Consider the following 15,419-nt stretch of genomic DNA (forward strand, 5'->3'; position numbering starts at 1 on the left):
ATGTCGAACGATCCGAGCATCGTCCCCATTGCGCGCCTGCGCGGTGAATTCGCTTGCGCCAGCACCGAACTGCGCTTCCTCAACCAGCAGGGCGACGCGATCCTGCGCGACCTGCGGCGCGCGCTGGCGCTGTGCTCCTTGTTCTACGTCGGATTCGGCGTGGCCGACATCCTGGCGCTGGGCTGGCGCGGCGCCATCCCTTCGATCCTGGCGCGTCTGACCTGGCCGCTGCTGGCCTTCCTCGGCCTGCGCCACGCACAACGCGCGCCGATGCTGGCCAAGGGCGCGTTCCAGGCCGCCAGCGTCTGCACGGCGCTGGGCATGTGCAGTTACGCCGTGGTCGTCGTCAACCGTCCAGGCGACATCCTGCTGCACGGCATGTCGATTTCGCTGATGAGCGTGGTGACCCTGATCTTCATTCCGAACCGGCTGGTGAACGCGCTGGCGATCGCGCTCGGCTCCAGCGTCGGCATCCTGCTGCTCGGCTGGTACCAGCACATGGTCAGCACGCGCCACCTGATCTCGATGTCGCTGCTGATCCTGTTCGCCAACCTGTTCGGCGCGATCGCCGCCAACCGCCACGCGCGCCTGTGGCGCGAGCAGTACCTCACCCAGCAGGTGCTGACCAACCTGTCGATCCGCGATCCGCTGACGGGCTGCTTCAACCGCCGCCACCTGAACGCCGCGCTGCTCGACGGCGAACTGGCGCGCGCGCGCCGCTACCGCCTGCACCTGTCGCTGATCATGTGCGACCTGGACGGCTTCAAGAAGATCAACGACACCCACGGCCACCACGCCGGCGACGAGCTGCTGCGCGCTTTCGCCGAACTGTTGCGCTCCATGACGCGCGAACCGGTCGACACCGTGGTGCGCTACGGCGGCGAGGAATTCCTGATCATCCTGCCGGAGACCACGCTGGACGGCGCGGTCGAACTGGCCGAGCGCGTGCGCGTGGCCTTCGCGCAGCTCGCGGTCGAGTGCGGCGGCGCGACGCTGTCGACCACCGCCAGCTTCGGCGTGGTCGGCGCCGACTTCGCACGCCACCAGGCAGTCACGCCGCATGCGCTGATCGCCGAAGCCGACCAGCTGATGTACGACGCCAAGCACGGCGGGCGCAACCAGGTGCGTGGACGGCAGTTGGGACAAAACGGCGGCGAGTTCGCCCAGCGTGCGGCCTGAGTCGCCGCCGCGCGGCCACGGGCCGGCCTGTTCCGGTATTCGCCTGTCCTAGGCCGCCGCCAGCGGAATCACTTTTCCCGCGCGTGCGCGCAGCTGCCCGCACCCCCCATCGACATCCTGCCCGGCCGAATCGCGCAGCTTGGTCAGGATGCCGCGCTCGAACAGCCAGGCGGCGATGGCGCGCGCCTTGTCCCAGCTCGGCCTCTGGTAGGGCAAGCCTTCGTTGGCGTTGTAGGGGATCATGTTGAGCACGGCGTACTTGCCGCGCAAGAGTTCGGCCAGCGCCTCCAGCTCGTCCTGGCCGTCGTTGACCCCGTCCAGCAGGGTCCACTGGTACTGGATCGGATAACCGGTCAGGCGGGCGTAGCGCTCGCCCTCTTCCACCAGCGCGGCCGGGTCGATGCGCGGTGCGCGCGGCAGCAGCTGGACGCGCAGGTCCGGCCTGGTGGTGTGCAGCGACAGCGCCAGCGCGGGCTTGACGCGCCCGAGCGGCAGGCGCTCGAACACGCGTGGGTCGCCGACGGTCGAGAACACCAGGTTCTTGTGGGCGATGTCGCCCTCGACCCCCAGCAGCTCGATCGCTTCGAGCACGTTGTCGAGGTTGTGGGCCGGTTCGCCCATCCCCATGAACACGACCTTCTTGACCGGCCGCTGGCGCCGCGCCAGCACCACCTGGGCGACGATCTCGCCGCTGGTGACTTGCCGGATCAGGCCGGACTGCCCGGTCATGCAGAAGCGGCAGCCGACCGCGCAGCCGACCTGGCTCGACACGCACACGCCGTCGCGCGGCAGCAGCACCGATTCGACCGTCTGGCCATCCGCCAGGCCGACCAGCAGGCGCGCCGAGCCGTCCTCGCCCGGATGGGTGCTGAGGATGCGCGCCATGGCATCGAACTCCGCATCCAGTGCCGGCAGGCTTTCGCGTACCGGCTTGGGCAGGAAATCGTCGGGCCGGCGCCGGCCATGCTCGTGGCCGGTGTTGCGCACCCAGTCGCGCAGCACGCGGTCCTCGTGCAGCGGACGCGCGCCGAGCGCGCGCAGGCGGGTGCGGATGTCCTGGAGTCGCAACGCTGCGGCTTAGTCGTTACGCACCACGATGGTCGGGAACTTGGCGCTCATGTCGCGCGCCTTGTCCGCCACCTTGATCGCCACCTTGCGCGCGATCTCCTTGTAGGTCTTCGCGATCGCGCCGTCCGGATCGGCGACCACGGTCGGCATGCCCGAGTCGGTCTGCTCGCGGATCGACAGCTGCAGCGGCAGCTTGCCGAGGAAGTCGACGTTGAAGTCCTGGCACATCTTCTGGCCGCCGCCCGAGCCGAAGATGTCTTCGACGTGGCCGCAGTTCGAGCAGATGTGGGTGCTCATGTTTTCCACCACGCCCAGGATGGGGATGCCGACTTTCTCGAACATCTTGAGGCCCTTGCGCGCGTCCAGCAGCGCGATGTCCTGCGGCGTGGTGACGATCACCGCGCCGGTGACCGGCACTTTCTGGGACAGCGTCAGCTGGATGTCACCGGTGCCCGGCGGCATGTCGATCACCAGGTAGTCGAGGTCTTTCCAGTTGGTCTGCTCGAGCAGCTGCTGCAGCGCCTGGGTGACCATCGGGCCGCGCCAGACCATCGGCTCGTCCGGATCGATCAGGAAGCCGATCGAGGACACCTGGATGCCGTGGCCTTCGAGCGGCTCCATGCTCTTGTTGTCCACGCTGATCGGACGGCCCGACACGCCCAGCATCATCGGCTGCGACGGACCGTAGATGTCGGCGTCCAGCAGGCCGACGGTGGCGCCTTCGGCGGCCAGGGCCAGGGCCAGGTTGACCGCGGTGGTCGACTTGCCGACGCCGCCCTTGCCCGAGGCGACGGCGATGATGTTCTTCACGTTCGGCATGACCTTCAAGCCGCGCTGCACGGCGTGCGACAGGATCTTGCTGGTGACGTTGACGCTGACGTTGCCCAGGGTCGGATTAAATGCGGGCACCGCGCGCACCGCATTCACGACCAAGGCGCGGATAGAGGAGACCTGGCTCCTGGCCGGGTAGCCGAGTTCGATGTCGAGCGCGACGCTGTCGCCGTCGACCTGGATGTTCTTGACCGACTTGGTACTGACGAAGTCTTTATTGGTGTTCGGGTCGATGACTTGCGCCAGGGCGGCCTTGACGTCTTCTGCAGTGATGCTCATTGGGTTCTCCGGAGGTAATGCGCGCAAGTTTAACGCAAAATGCCTTTACCATCCCGGGCGGACCCTGCCGTTGACACGATGGCAGGCCCCTGGCAAAGCCGCAATGACCCCTGCGCATTTGGGGTCATCCACTGGTAAAATGCTTTTTTTCACCAATCCACCCCCAGTTCCGACCATGACACGCCAGCTGTTCGTCACCACTGCCCTGCCCTACGCCAACGGCGCTTTCCACATCGGCCACATCATGGAGTACATCCAGGCCGACATCTGGGTCCGCTTCCAGCGCATGCAACGCGAAGCGGGCAAGGGACGCGTGGTGCACTTCGTCGGCGCCGACGACACCCACGGCACGCCGATCATGATCGCCGCCGAGAAGGAAGGCGTGACGCCGCAGGAATTCGTGGCCCGGATCGCCGCCGGCCGCGCCCAGTACCTGGACGGCTTCCACATCGCCTTCGACAACTGGTACTCCACCGATTCGCCGGAAAACGTCGAGCTGTCGCAGGACATCTACCGCCGCCTGCGCGACGACGCCCGGCTGATCACCACCAAGACCGTCGACCGTTTCTACGATCCGACCAAGGGCATGTTCCTGGCCGACCGCAACATCAAGGGCGAGTGCCCGGTCTGCCACGCCAAGGACCAGTACGGCGACAACTGCGAAGTCTGCGGCGCCGCCTACCAGCCGACCGAACTGATCAATCCGTACTCGGTGTTCACCGGCTCGACCCCGGTACTCAAGCCCTCCGAACAGTATTTCTTCAAGCTGTCCGACCCGCGCTGCTTCCAGTTCCTCAAGGGGTGGCTGAACACCCCGGGCCGCCTGCAGCCGGAGATGGTCAACAAGGTCTCCGAGTGGCTGGGCGAGGACGGCGAAAAGCTGGCCGACTGGGACATCTCGCGCGACGCGCCCTACTTCGGCATTCCGATCCCGGATGCGCCGGGCAAGTTCTTCTACGTCTGGCTGGACGCGCCGGTCGGCTACCTGGCCTCGCTCAAGAATTACTTCGGCAAAATCGGCGTCGATTACGATGCCTTCCTGCGCGACCCGGACACCGAGCAGGTGCACTTCATCGGCAAGGACATCGTCTCCTTCCACCTGCTGTTCTGGCCGGCGATGCTGAACTTCTCGGGCCACCCGGTGATTGACAAGCTGAAGGTCAACGTGCATGGCCACCTGACCGTGAACAACGAAAAGATGTCGAAGTCGCGCGGCACCGGCATCTCGCCGCTGCGCTACCTCGAGCTGAAGATGAACCCGGAGTGGCTGCGCTACTACCTGGCGTTCAAGCTCAACAGCAAGGTCGAGGACCTCGACTTCTCCGGCGACGACTTCGTGGCGCGCGTGAATAGCGACCTGATCGGCAAGTACGTGAACATCGCCAGCCGCTGCGCCGGCTTCATCGCCAAGAAGTTCGACGGCAAACTGGCCGGCGAATTGTCGCCCAAGGCGCACGAGTGGATTACCCGCGCCCTCATTGGGGATAACGGCGAGCGCCAGGCCGCGATCGCGGCCAATTACGAAGCGCGCGAATTCGGCAAGGCGCTGCGCGAGATCATGGCGATCGCCGACGTCGCCAACCAGTACGTCGACGAGAACAAGCCGTGGATCCTGGCCAAGGACGAATCGAAGGTCGCCGAACTGCACGAGGTGTGCACGGTCGCGCTGATCCTGTTCCGCCAGCTGTCGATCATGATGTCGCCGGTGCTGCCCTTGGTGGGCGCGCGCGTGCGCGAGTTCCTGAACGACGCTGAGTGGAGCTGGGACGATACCCGGGGCGAGAACGTCTTCAACACCATGTTGGGACGCACGATCGGCGCCTACAGCCACCTGATGCAGCGCGTCGACGCCAAGATGGTCGAGGACTTGTTCGACAAACCGGCCGCCCCGGCTGCGCTTGCCGCGCCTGCCGCCGCTGCGCCGGCCGCCCCTAAGGCCGCCGCTTCGGCCGCCGATGCTCCGGCAGCCGGCGACATCGAAGAACTGGCGCCCGAAATCTCGATCGACGACTTTACCAAGATCGACCTGCGCGTGGCGAAGATCGTCAATTGTGAGCATGTCGAAGGCTCGAGCAAGCTGTTGCGCCTCACGCTGGACGTGGGCGAAGGCCGCTATCGTAATGTCTTCTCCGGCATCAAGTCGGCGTATGAGCCAGAGCAATTGATCGGCAAACTGACCGTGCTGGTCGCCAACCTGGCGCCGCGCAAGATGAAGTTCGGCGTGTCCGAAGGCATGGTGCTGTGCGCTTCTAGCAAGGACGAAAAGGCGAACCCGGGCTTGTACGTGCTGGAGCCAGTTGCAGGCGCACAACCTGGCATGCGCATTCGTTAATAATTCCGCTAAACAAGTGGGGTTATAATGCGCTGTTTTTTTAGCAGCGCAGTTTTTACAAGACAAGTACAAGGCGCCGGCCTCGACCGGGCGCCAGTCCAACCTCTTTTGAGTGGTAATAAAAATGACCGAATACAAAGCCCTGAGACACATCCCGACCGCGAACCTGTTCCGTCAAGGTGACGTCTTCGTCCTGTTCGGCGAACTGTTCGGCCGTGGCTATGTCAACGGCCTGATCGACGAGGCGCGTGCCGCCGGCATGACCATCCTCGGCATCACGGTGGGCCGCCGCAACGACGACGGCAGCCTGCGCGCCTTGAGCCCGGAAGAGCACGCCGAAGCCGAAGCCAAGCTGGGCGGGCGCATCGTCAACGTGCCGCTGATGGCCGGCTTCGACATGGATGCTCCGGCCGGCGAGCAGAACCCGACCGAGATGCTGTCCGGTGTCACCCTCAAGAGCTGGCAGGAAGACAAGCTGGACTGGGAAAAGGTCGAGCGCTGCCGCCAGGCCGGCGTGGCCCGCTTTACCGAGTCGGCGCGCAGCGTCATGGCGGAAATCGACAAGTCGATCCCGGACGGCGCCAACGTGCTCTTCGCCCACACGATGGCCGGCGGCATCCCCAGGATCAAGGCCTTCCTGGCCATCGCCAACCGCATCTACAAAGGCCGCGGCGACCGCTTCATGTCCTCGCGCGCGCTGCTCGAGAGCGACCTGGGCAAGCTGATCCTGATGAACTTCGACGAAGTCTCGGCCAACACGCTCAAGTACCTGATCGACGCCTCGAGCGCGATCCGCACGCGCGTCGAGTCGACCGGCGGCCAGGTGCGCTACACCGCCTACGGCTACCACGGCACCGAAGTCCTGATCGACGACGAATACACCTGGCAGACCTACACCAACTACACCCAGGGCTACGCCAAGATGCGCCTGGAATCGATCGCCGAAGCGGCCTGGAAATCGGGCGTCGCCGCGACCGTGTTCAACTGCCCGGAAATCCGCACCAATTCGTCGGACATCTTTGTCGGCGTCGAACTGTCGCTGTTCCCGCTCCTGACCGCGCTCAGGAAGGAAGGCGGCGCGCAGGGTCCAAATTCGTGGGCGCAGCAACAGTGGGACGCTTGCCAGGCGCTGCTGGGCGACGGCGTGTCGCTGCAGTCGATCCTCGACAAGCTGCAAACCTATCTGAAGACCGAGACCAGCGCCGGCTTCCGCAACTTCGAAGCCTGGCCGATGGACAACACCCCGGAACTGGCCGACCTGATGATCGGCACCTCGGACGAGATCACCGGTCTGCACATGGACAAGAAAGCGCTGATCACCGACCACCTGTCGGCTCTGGTAGTGGAAGGCACCGGTCCGCTGATGTTCCACGGCGCCGCCGAAAAGATTGCGCCGGTGCTGTGGCTGAACCACGACATCATCGCGCGCCAGCTGAACGCACTGCACAAGTAAACGCAAGACCAACGCGCAGTCGGCAGTATGATTGCGCGTTTGCACAAATATCTTACTTAGCCAAAGAAAGACCATGGGCCTGTTCAACAAACACTCGAACTACGAATCCGACCACACCAAGTTCATCAAGGAACTGAAGGAAAAAACCCCGGGCATGGATGAGCGCCAGCAAGAAGGCCGTTCCCTGCTGTGGGACAAAGCGCCGACCTCGCTCGACGAGCAGCGCCGCATCGCCGAATCGCGCGTCCGCCAGCAGGCTTACGTCTACCAAAACAAGGTCTGAACGACCCAAGGCCAGGCGTTAAAGACAAGGGCTGACGATGGCGCCCGAGCAGGCGGCGGGGCACGCCGATAACGGCGAGCCCGCGCCGCGCGACGGCGCCACGGCGCCGCCTGCCGGCACCGCGCAACCGGCCGAATCGGCTGGAGCGGCTGCGCAGGACGGCGGCGCGACTGCCGCTGCCGGCGATGACGCCGCGACGGACCCCGTCGTGGATGCGATCGCGCGCTTGTACGGCGAGCCGCTGCTGCACCTGCCCACCGACCTGTACATCCCGCCCGACGCGCTCGAAGTCTTCCTCGACGCCTTCGAAGGTCCGCTCGACCTGCTGCTCTACCTGATCCGCAAGCAGAACTTCAATATCCTCGACATCCCGATGGCGCAGGTGACCCTGCAATACCTGAAATACGTCGAGCAGATCCGCAAGAGCAACCTGGAATTGGCCGCCGAGTACCTGCTGATGGCGGCGATGCTGATCGAGATCAAGTCGCGCATGCTGCTGCCGAAGCGCCAGGACGATCTGGTCGAGGACGTCGGCGACCCGCGTGCGGAATTGGTGCGGCGCCTGCTCGAGTACGAGCAGATCAAGCTGGCGGCCCGGCAACTGGGCGCCCTGCCCCAGCTCGACCGCGACTTCGTCCGTCCTTCGCTGCCGGTCGAGCAAGGCGTCGCGCCGGTGTGGCCGCACGTCGATCCGCACGACTTGCAGCGCGCCTGGATGGACGTGCTGCGCCGCGCCAAGCTGACCCAGCATCATCGCATCGGCCGCGAAGAACTTTCCGTGCGCGAGCACATGTCGGCGATCCTGCGTACACTGCAATCCGCGCGCTTCGTCGAGTTCTCCGAGTTGTTCGCCGGCCAGGAAAGCAGGCCGGTGGTGGTGGTCCACTTCGTCGCGATGCTCGAGCTGGCCAAGGAAACGCTGATCGAAATTACCCAGGCCGAACCGTTCGCGCCGATCTATGTGCGGCTAGCCTATTCGCCGGCCTGAACCGCACCTTTTTTAGAACATCATGAAAATCATCTCCACCATTGAGGGACTGCGCGACCAGCTGAGCGGTCAACTGCGCACCGCCTTCGTCCCGACCATGGGCAACCTGCACGAAGGCCACCTGTCGCTGATGCGCCTGGCGCGCAGGCACGGTGACCCGGTCGTCGCCTCGATCTTCGTCAATCGCCTGCAGTTCGGCCCGAACGAAGACTTTGACAAATACCCGCGCACCTTCCAGGCCGACGTCGAAAAGCTGGAAAAAGCCGGCGTCTACGTGCTGTTCGCACCGACCGAGAAAGACCTGTACCCGGAACCGCAGGAATACCGCGTGCAGCCGCCCGACAATCTGGGCAATATCCTGGAAGGCGAATTCCGCCCGGGCTTCTTCAATGGCGTGTGCACGGTGGTGACCAAGCTGTTTTCCTGCGTGCAGCCGCGCGTGGCCGTGTTCGGCAAGAAGGATTACCAACAGCTGATGATCATCCGCAATATGGCGCGCCAGTTCGCGATGCCGACCGAGATCATCGGCGCCGAAACCTGGCGCGCCGAAGACGGCCTCGCGCTATCCTCGCGCAATGGCTACCTCTCGAGCGAAGAACGGGCCGAAGCGCCCTTCCTGTACCAGACGCTGCAATACGTCGCCGAGCAGGCGCGCAGCCTGACCACCGACCTGGCGGCGCTCGAACGCGACGCGATGGCCCGCCTGGCCGAGCGCGGATGGAAACCGGACTACGTCTCGATCCGCAAGCGCATGAACCTGCAGGCGCCTACCCGTGAGGAATACGCCGGCGCCGAACCGCTGGTGGTGCTGACTGCCGCCAAGCTCGGCAACACGCGCCTGATCGACAATCTCGAGATCTAAAACAACAGGACAAGCACAGACTTTCGTTTGTGCAAAATTGTTATAGAAATTAACAACTGTTCTTGCTAGACTCTCGGGTGTGAACACCTTGACCGACCTCGCATTCGCGCCCATGCGCAAGGGACCGCCCAAGCCTTCGGACGCGGTCGACCGCATCACGCTGACCAGCGCAGCCCATGAGATGCGCGACCCGTTCGACATCGGCGAAGCCCTGTCGATGCTGGCCCAGACCGGCGAGCCGGTCACCGTCTACCCCCACGGCCACGACCTGGTCGTGGCGCGCATCGACCGCGTCGACAGCGAGCGCAAGCGCTTCGGGCTCGACATGGTCGGCGACGCCGTGCTGGCCGAAGGCCGTGCGGTGTTCGTCGCTTCGCTCGGCGGCAACGCCAAGATGCAGTTCGAGCTCGACGCCGACTGGGCCATCCTGCCCGGCCAGCCGGACCTGGTCGAACTGCCCTTCCCGACCGGCTGCATGGTGCTCAACCGCCGCGCCGAGGCGCGCCTCGACATCCCGGTCGGCATGGACTACGGCGCCCGTTTCACGATGATGGGCAAGGTCTTCGAGATGCCGCTGTACGATTTTTCGCGCGGCGGCGTCGGACTGCGTGCCACGCCCGACCAGGCTTATGAACTGTACGTCGGCAAGAAGCTCGAAGGCGTCCAGCTCGACCTCGGTCCGACGCTGCGCATCACCGCCGACCTCGAAGTGCGCCTGATGCGCCCTTTCCGCACCTTCCTGCTGGGCCAGCAGGTGCAGGTCGGCTGCCGCATCTCGAACATCGCCATGCAGATGCGCCAGACGCTGGACCGGGCCGTCAGCAAGGTCGAGCGGCGCAAGTAAACCGCTGAACCAGCGCCTGACGATTCGCCATCAGGCCGGCGCGTCTGGCCGTGCGTCGGGCCGCGCATCCGGCCGGTACAGCATCGCCACATCGCACCGTTCGTACCGTGCACCGTAGCGGGCCATGATCCCGGCATCGTGCTGGAATCCCAGTTTTTCGTACAGGTGCACGGCCGCCGCGCAGCGCTTGTTGCTGAGCAGGTACAGCGGCTCGGCGCCGATCGCGCGCGCGCGTTCGAGCACCGCCGCCAGCAGGAATTCCCCCGCCTTCAGGCCGCGCGCCGATGCGCGCACCCCCATCTTGGTCAGCTCGAAACTGCGCTCGCCGGTCTTTTGCAGCGCACAGGTGCCGACGATGCCGAGCCCGCGCGCCTCGACGAACAGGATCACGCCGCCGCCATCGATGATCTTCGTGCGCGGCGATTGCAGGACTTCCCGGTCGGTGTCTTCCAGCTTGAACATCGCGCCGATCCACTCGGCATTGATGTCGTGAAAATGGTGCGCGAGCTCGTCGCTGAATTCGCGGATCGTGAGCAGCGGCAAGTTGGCGCGCCGCCAGCACCTCCAGCGGCGTGGCGTCCAGCGCATTTTCCAGCGCGGCGATCTGGTCGATGAAGCCTTGCGGCTGCCCACCGAACAGTTCCAGCACCGCCGCTTCGACCTGCGGCCAGACCTGCATCTTGGCCCGCGCCAGCGTGGCGGCGCCGGCCGGCGTCAGCGAAATCGTGCGCTGGCGCCCGTCCTCGCCTGGCTCGGATTGCACCAGGCCGAGTTCGAGCAGCTGGCCGATCGCGCGCGTGACGCCCGGCTGGCTGATGCCGACGGCGTCGGTCAACTGGCCGATCGTCATCGGCTTGCCCTCCAGGGCGCCGAGAAACGACATGTGCGCCGGCTGCACCGGCAGGCCAGCGTCCGCAGTGACTTTGGCGGCGCCGGCCTGCATGCGTTCGCCAAGGCGCTTGAGGCGGCTGCCCAGGAACAGCGGGCCATAGTCGCGCAAGATATCCGTCATCCCGACTTCCTCCATATCAAGTTATATAACATGATATGAATTAGTTTCGGAACGGTCAAGGAAGCGAACTGCAGCGGTAGGAAGCCTACCGCAAGCCCTGCAAGCTTACACCGCCACGTTCTGCGCCCATGCCAGCGCCGACAAATGCGCCTTGTTGACGTCCAGCGGACTGATGTCGAGCGCGGCCGCCATCGAGCCGACCAGGTTGGAATTGAGCTCGCAGGCTTCGGCCAGCGCCAGGTAAGGGCCGTACACGCCGTCGCGCTCGAGCAAGGCGCGCACCACCGGATCGGGCAGCTGGACCGTGTCGAGCACCTCCTGCATCGGCAGGCCGAGCAGGCGGTCGAGCAAGGAAAACATGCCGGCCACGAACAGGTATTCGCCGTCGCTTTTCGGCAGGGCCTTCTGGCCGAGCAGCTCGCACAGGCGCGCGCGCACGACCGCGGTTTCCATCAGCACCGGCGAATAGCCGCTGCTGCTCGCGGTCGCCAGCAGCAGCACCAGCCAGCGGTACAGCGGCGCATAGCCGAGCATGGAGATGGCCTGGCGCAGCGATTGCACTTCGCGGCCGGCGCCGAAGCCGGCCGAGTTGATGAAGCGCAGCAGCTTGTAGATCAGCGCCGGATCGCGCTTGAGCACGGCTTCGATCTTGGGCACGTCCTCGTTGGCCTGCACCATCTGCATCAGCTGCAGGATGATGGTCTGGGCCGGATTCATCCCCTTGACCGGGTTGCCCGGGCGCGGGGTCAGGTGCAGCTTGCCGACGATGGCGTCCAGGCCGAGCGCGGCGCAGGCGTCGAAGTCCTGCCAGGTCGAGACCGGACGGCCGACCAGGCGCAGCGTCGATTGCTTGGCCGCCGCGTAAGTCCGCGCCTGCGTGGCCACGTCGGCGCCGGCGAAACGCACTTCGGCGAAGTTGGCCAGCGAAAACAGGTTACGGCCCAGCAGGTCGGTATTGGCGCCGCGGATCGAGATGCCGACGCCGCCGGCACGCAAGCCCTGCACGGCGGCGCGGATGTCGGGGTTGGCCAGGTCGCGCGTGCGCACCGACAGCACCGTGCGCTCGGGCGGCAGCGCATGCAGGGCATCCAGCGACAGCATGGCCGGCACCGCATCGAGGAACAGCAGCTTGTCGCGCATCAGCCAGCCGAGCTGCTCGTCGACCAGGTGTTCGGCGACGAAGCCGACCAGCGCTTCGAGGTCGGCATCGGCCACCGTCGCCCCGTCCTGCTGCTGCCAGCAGAGCTCGTATCCGATCACGCGCTGCTTCGGGTCCAGCAAAGGTTCACGGACGATGAAGTTGGTCTGATGCATGGTATGTCCCGAAGCGCCGGGGGTGAGACTTCAAAAACTCTTCAAACCCGTCAAGAACGCGTCAGAAGCCGAGACTGTCGAGCAGGTCGTCGACCTGGCCCTGGTCGGCCACGACGTCGCTCTTGCCTTCCGGGTTGATCTGCGGGCCGTTCAGCAAGCCGTTGTCGAGCTCGCGCCGGATTTGCTCCGGAGCGAAGTCGACCAGCATCTGGACCAGCTGCTTTTCCAGGTTCTGCGCGATGCCGGTGATGCGCTTGATCACCTGGCCGGTCAGGTCCTGGAAATCCTGGGCCATCATGATGTCCATCAGCTGGCCCTTGGTCGCAACCGCGGCCTTGCCCGAATCCTCCAGGCCGGCGATCGTGCGTTCGGCCAGGGCGCGCCAGGCCTCCGGCAGCGGCTGACCGCCGCCATCGGCGAGCAGCGCCCGCCAGGCCTGCGACAGCTCGCCCGCCGACGCCTCGATGCCATCCTGCAGCGGGTTGGCGGCATCGGTCGCGTCGAGCACGCGCTTGGCGGCATCTTCGGACAGGCGCGCCACGTAATCGAGACGGTCGCGCGCGTCGGGGATGTCGCTGGCCGCTTTTTCGATCAGCTTGTCCAGGCCCAACCCGCGCAGGTTCTCGTGCAGCGCGCGGGTCATGTGACCGATCCGTCCCAGCACCTCGTCGTGCGAGCTCACGTCGGGAGTATGCTCCGCCATTTTCAGGCCTTTTCCATCTTCTCGAAGATCTTGTTCAGCTTCTCGTCCAGCGTGGCGGCCGTGAAAGGCTTGACCACGTAGCCGTTGGCGCCGGCCTGGGCCGCCGCGATGATGTTTTCCTTCTTGGCTTCGGCGGTGACCATCAGCACCGGCAGCTTGGACAGTGCGGGATCGGCACGGATGTTCTGCAGCATGGTCAGGCCGTCCATGTTCGGCATGTTCCAGTCGGACACGACGAAGTCGAACGACTCGCTGCGCAGCTTGGCCAGGCCCTGGACGCCGTCTTCGGCCTCGTCGACGTTGGAGTAACCCAGTTCCTTCAAGAGATTCTTGACGATGCGGCGCATCGTCGAGAAATCGTCAACCACTAAAAAACGCATTTTTGGATCAGCCATGAAAAAGCTCCGTAATATCTTTTCGATCTGGGGTGGGCGCCGACCTGCTGGATGCGATGTCGGCTGCCCTGGTGTTGGTCGGATTCGGCGCTGCGAAAACAGGCCTAAGCATAGCATTTTTGTTGCTCTACGGCGATAAAACCCGCCCTAAAGCCACGCATACGGATCAAACGCGCAACGCCCGGCCGCCATGCGTTGCAAGATGGCCAAGAACCAGGCCCGGCAGCGCCTGCAAAGGCGCCACTTCGTGGGTGGCGCCGATGGCGATCGCTTCGCGCGGCATGCCGAACACGACGCACGAGGCCTCGTCCTGGGCGAAGTTATGGGCGCCGGCCTGCTTCATTTCAAGCATGCCCTGGGCGCCGTCCTTGCCCATGCCGGTCAGGATCACCCCGACCGCGTTCTTGCCCGCCGCCTGGGCGGCCGAGCGGAACAGCACGTCCACCGACGGACGGTGCCGGTTGACCGGGTCGGTCTGCTCGATGCGCGTCATGTAATTGGCGCCCGAGCGCACCAGCAGCAGGTGCGAGTGGCCCGGCGCGATGTAGGCGTGGCCGGGCAGCACGCGTTCGTTGCCCTGGGCTTCGCTGACGCTGATCTTGCACAGCGAATCGAGGCGCTTGGCGAAGGAACTGGTAAACCCTTCCGGCATGTGCTGGGCGATCAGGATCCCCGGGCAGTCGGACGGCATCTGCATCAGGAATTCGCGGATCGCCTCGGTGCCGCCGGTCGAGGCGCCGATGATGATCAGCTTCTCGGACGAGGTCAGCGGGCTGCGCAGCTGGGGCAGCGGCGCCGTGGGCTGGCCGCCCGCAGCCGGGGCGTGCACGGTGCGCGGCTTGATGCGCGCGCGCGCGGCGGCGCGGATCTTGTCGGTGATGAGTTCGGTGTACTCGCGCATGCCGCTCTGGATTGAAATCTTGGGTTTGGTGACGAAGTCGACGGCGCCCAGTTCCAGCGCGCGCATGGTGATCTCGGAGCCGCGCTCGGTCAGCGAGGATACCATCAGCACCGGCATCGGGCGCAGGCGCATCAGCTTTTCGAGAAAATCGAGGCCATCCATCTTGGGCATCTCGACGTCGAGCGTCAGCACGTCGGGATTGACGCGTTTGATCAGCTCGCGCGCAACCAGCGGGTCGGGCGCGACGCCGACGACTTCCATGTCGGGCTGGGAATTGACGATCTCGCTCATCACGCTGCGAATCAGCGCAGAATCGTCGACGATCGCCACTTTGATCTTGTTGATAGCGGTCATAAGTAGGGTCCTCCGTCAGAACAGGTCGATGGCGCCGGCCACCGGCGCGACCTTGAGGCGGCTGGCATAGTCGAACTCGCGCTTGGCCAGCGTGTCGTTTTGGGTCTGCATCAGCTTCTTGACCAGCACCTTGCCGGTGCGCGGGAAGAAGTACACCTTGCGCGGGTAGATGTCGTTCAGGTCTTCGGCCAGGACCGGGATGCGCTCGGTCTTGAGGAAGTTGATGACGAAGGCGGCGTTGCGCTCGCCGACGTTCATCGCCGAAAAGCCGCGCAGCACGGCGCCGCCGCCGAACACCTTGGCTTCCAGGTGTTCGCGCCGGGCGCCGGCCTTGAGCAAATCGTTGATCAGGATTTCCATCGCGTGGGTGCCGTAGCGCATCGAGGCCGACACCGGGCTGCCCGGATCGCCGCCGTCGGGCAGCATGAAATGGTTCATCCCGCCCAGGCCGAGCGTGCGGTCGCGGATGCAGGCCGACACGCACGAGCCGAGCACGGTCACGATCAGCATGTCCTTGGCGGTGTAGTAGTACTCGCCGGGCAGGATCTTGGCGGCGTCGCAGTCGAAGGTGCGGTCGTAATAGACGTTGGTGGCGAAATGGCTATTGGTAGGCATGGTGCG

At 65.1% G+C, this 15,419-nt stretch carries 15 protein-coding genes and 1 pseudogene; 7 read left to right on the plus strand and 9 right to left on the minus strand.

Annotated features, from left to right (window positions below; translation table 11 throughout):
* Positions 1-1,179 carry a GGDEF domain-containing protein gene (locus tag FA90_RS10135; protein ID WP_036168456.1) on the plus strand — a complete coding sequence of 393 codons (1,179 nt, stop codon included), beginning with the start codon at positions 1-3 and terminating at the stop codon, positions 1,177-1,179.
* A gap of 48 nt (positions 1,180-1,227) precedes the next feature.
* Here the strand turns inward: FA90_RS10135 and FA90_RS10140 are convergent, their stop codons facing one another.
* Both FA90_RS10140 and apbC read right to left on the minus strand, forming a co-directional pair.
* Positions 1,228-2,247: an RNA methyltransferase gene (locus tag FA90_RS10140; RefSeq protein ID WP_036168457.1), complete on the minus strand. Its 1,020-nt coding sequence runs from the start codon at positions 2,245-2,247 to the stop codon at positions 1,228-1,230.
* A 9-nt stretch (positions 2,248-2,256) separates the two neighbouring features.
* Positions 2,257-3,357, minus strand: a complete 1,101-nt coding sequence (gene apbC / locus FA90_RS10145; RefSeq protein WP_036168458.1) for an iron-sulfur cluster carrier protein ApbC — start codon at positions 3,355-3,357, stop codon at positions 2,257-2,259.
* A 175-nt stretch (positions 3,358-3,532) separates the two neighbouring features.
* Here apbC and metG point away from each other — a divergent pair, with 175 nt between their 5' ends.
* The 6 genes from metG (at position 3,533) to FA90_RS10175 (ending at position 10,119) form a co-directional block, all read left to right on the plus strand.
* Positions 3,533-5,689: a methionine--tRNA ligase gene (gene metG, locus FA90_RS10150; RefSeq protein ID WP_036168460.1), complete on the plus strand. Its 2,157-nt coding sequence runs from the start codon at positions 3,533-3,535 to the stop codon at positions 5,687-5,689.
* Between the two features lie 124 nt (positions 5,690-5,813).
* Positions 5,814-7,142, plus strand: coding sequence for a hypothetical protein (locus tag FA90_RS10155; RefSeq protein WP_036168462.1), 1,329 nt, complete (start codon positions 5,814-5,816; stop codon positions 7,140-7,142).
* Positions 7,143-7,215: 73 nt separating this feature from the next.
* Positions 7,216-7,425 (plus strand): DUF3460 family protein, encoded by a 210-nt coding sequence (locus FA90_RS10160; RefSeq protein ID WP_036168464.1) that lies wholly within the window; start codon positions 7,216-7,218, stop codon positions 7,423-7,425.
* Between the two features lie 37 nt (positions 7,426-7,462).
* Positions 7,463-8,413, plus strand: coding sequence for a ScpA family protein (locus FA90_RS10165; RefSeq protein WP_081933773.1), 951 nt, complete (start codon positions 7,463-7,465; stop codon positions 8,411-8,413).
* Between the two features lie 22 nt (positions 8,414-8,435).
* Positions 8,436-9,275: a pantoate--beta-alanine ligase gene (gene panC, locus FA90_RS10170; protein WP_036168466.1), complete on the plus strand. Its 840-nt coding sequence runs from the start codon at positions 8,436-8,438 to the stop codon at positions 9,273-9,275.
* 88 nt (positions 9,276-9,363) lie between these two features.
* The gene (locus FA90_RS10175; protein WP_239700648.1) at positions 9,364-10,119 is read left to right on the plus strand and encodes a PilZ domain-containing protein; all 756 of its coding nucleotides are present in this window, start codon (positions 9,364-9,366) and stop codon (positions 10,117-10,119) included.
* 30 nt (positions 10,120-10,149) lie between these two features.
* Here FA90_RS10175 and FA90_RS10180 read toward each other — a convergent pair whose 3' ends face one another.
* From FA90_RS10180 to cheD, 7 genes and pseudogenes are all read right to left on the minus strand, one after another.
* On the minus strand, positions 10,150-10,662 hold the full coding sequence (locus FA90_RS10180; protein WP_036168468.1) for a GNAT family N-acetyltransferase: 513 nt from the start codon (positions 10,660-10,662) through the stop codon (positions 10,150-10,152).
* 220 nt (positions 10,663-10,882) lie between these two features.
* Positions 10,883-11,146, minus strand: a pseudogene (locus tag FA90_RS27685) (MarR family transcriptional regulator); the annotation flags it as partial.
* A gap of 90 nt (positions 11,147-11,236) precedes the next feature.
* Positions 11,237-12,445, minus strand: a complete 1,209-nt coding sequence (locus FA90_RS10190) for an EAL and HDOD domain-containing protein (protein WP_036168471.1) — start codon at positions 12,443-12,445, stop codon at positions 11,237-11,239.
* Positions 12,446-12,506: 61 nt separating this feature from the next.
* Positions 12,507-13,148: a protein phosphatase CheZ gene (cheZ, locus tag FA90_RS10195; RefSeq protein ID WP_036168473.1), complete on the minus strand. Its 642-nt coding sequence runs from the start codon at positions 13,146-13,148 to the stop codon at positions 12,507-12,509.
* Positions 13,149-13,150: 2 nt separating this feature from the next.
* Positions 13,151-13,543 carry a chemotaxis response regulator CheY gene (cheY, locus tag FA90_RS10200; protein WP_036168475.1) on the minus strand — a complete coding sequence of 131 codons (393 nt, stop codon included), beginning with the start codon at positions 13,541-13,543 and terminating at the stop codon, positions 13,151-13,153.
* Between the two features lie 166 nt (positions 13,544-13,709).
* Positions 13,710-14,798 carry a chemotaxis response regulator protein-glutamate methylesterase gene (locus FA90_RS10205; RefSeq protein ID WP_036168476.1) on the minus strand — a complete coding sequence of 363 codons (1,089 nt, stop codon included), beginning with the start codon at positions 14,796-14,798 and terminating at the stop codon, positions 13,710-13,712.
* A gap of 15 nt (positions 14,799-14,813) precedes the next feature.
* A complete protein-coding gene (gene cheD / locus FA90_RS10210) occupies positions 14,814-15,413 on the minus strand; it encodes a chemoreceptor glutamine deamidase CheD (RefSeq protein ID WP_036168478.1) in 600 nt (199 codons plus the stop codon).
* Between the last annotated feature and the right edge of the window lie 6 nt (positions 15,414-15,419).

The sequence above is a fragment of the Massilia sp. 9096 genome (assembly GCF_000745265.1).
Taxonomy (GTDB): domain Bacteria; phylum Pseudomonadota; class Gammaproteobacteria; order Burkholderiales; family Burkholderiaceae_D; genus Telluria.

Excerpts from the sequence above, each read along its gene's own strand:
- FA90_RS10135 (WP_036168456.1), top strand. The coding sequence starts at position 1 with ATGTCGAACGATCCGAGCATCGTCCCCATTGCGCGCCTGCGCGGTGAA.
- apbC (WP_036168458.1), bottom strand. The coding sequence starts at position 3,357 with ATGAGCATCACTGCAGAAGACGTCAAGGCCGCCCTGGCGCAAGTCATC.
- metG (WP_036168460.1), top strand. The coding sequence starts at position 3,533 with ATGACACGCCAGCTGTTCGTCACCACTGCCCTGCCCTACGCCAACGGC.
- FA90_RS10155 (WP_036168462.1), top strand. The coding sequence starts at position 5,814 with ATGACCGAATACAAAGCCCTGAGACACATCCCGACCGCGAACCTGTTC.
- FA90_RS10160 (WP_036168464.1), top strand. The coding sequence starts at position 7,216 with ATGGGCCTGTTCAACAAACACTCGAACTACGAATCCGACCACACCAAG.
- FA90_RS10165 (WP_081933773.1), top strand. The coding sequence starts at position 7,463 with ATGGCGCCCGAGCAGGCGGCGGGGCACGCCGATAACGGCGAGCCCGCG.
- panC (WP_036168466.1), top strand. The coding sequence starts at position 8,436 with ATGAAAATCATCTCCACCATTGAGGGACTGCGCGACCAGCTGAGCGGT.
- FA90_RS10190 (WP_036168471.1), bottom strand. The coding sequence starts at position 12,445 with ATGCATCAGACCAACTTCATCGTCCGTGAACCTTTGCTGGACCCGAAG.
- cheZ (WP_036168473.1), bottom strand. The coding sequence starts at position 13,148 with ATGGCGGAGCATACTCCCGACGTGAGCTCGCACGACGAGGTGCTGGGA.
- cheY (WP_036168475.1), bottom strand. The coding sequence starts at position 13,543 with ATGGCTGATCCAAAAATGCGTTTTTTAGTGGTTGACGATTTCTCGACG.
- FA90_RS10205 (WP_036168476.1), bottom strand. The coding sequence starts at position 14,798 with ATGACCGCTATCAACAAGATCAAAGTGGCGATCGTCGACGATTCTGCG.
- cheD (WP_036168478.1), bottom strand. The coding sequence starts at position 15,413 with ATGCCTACCAATAGCCATTTCGCCACCAACGTCTATTACGACCGCACC.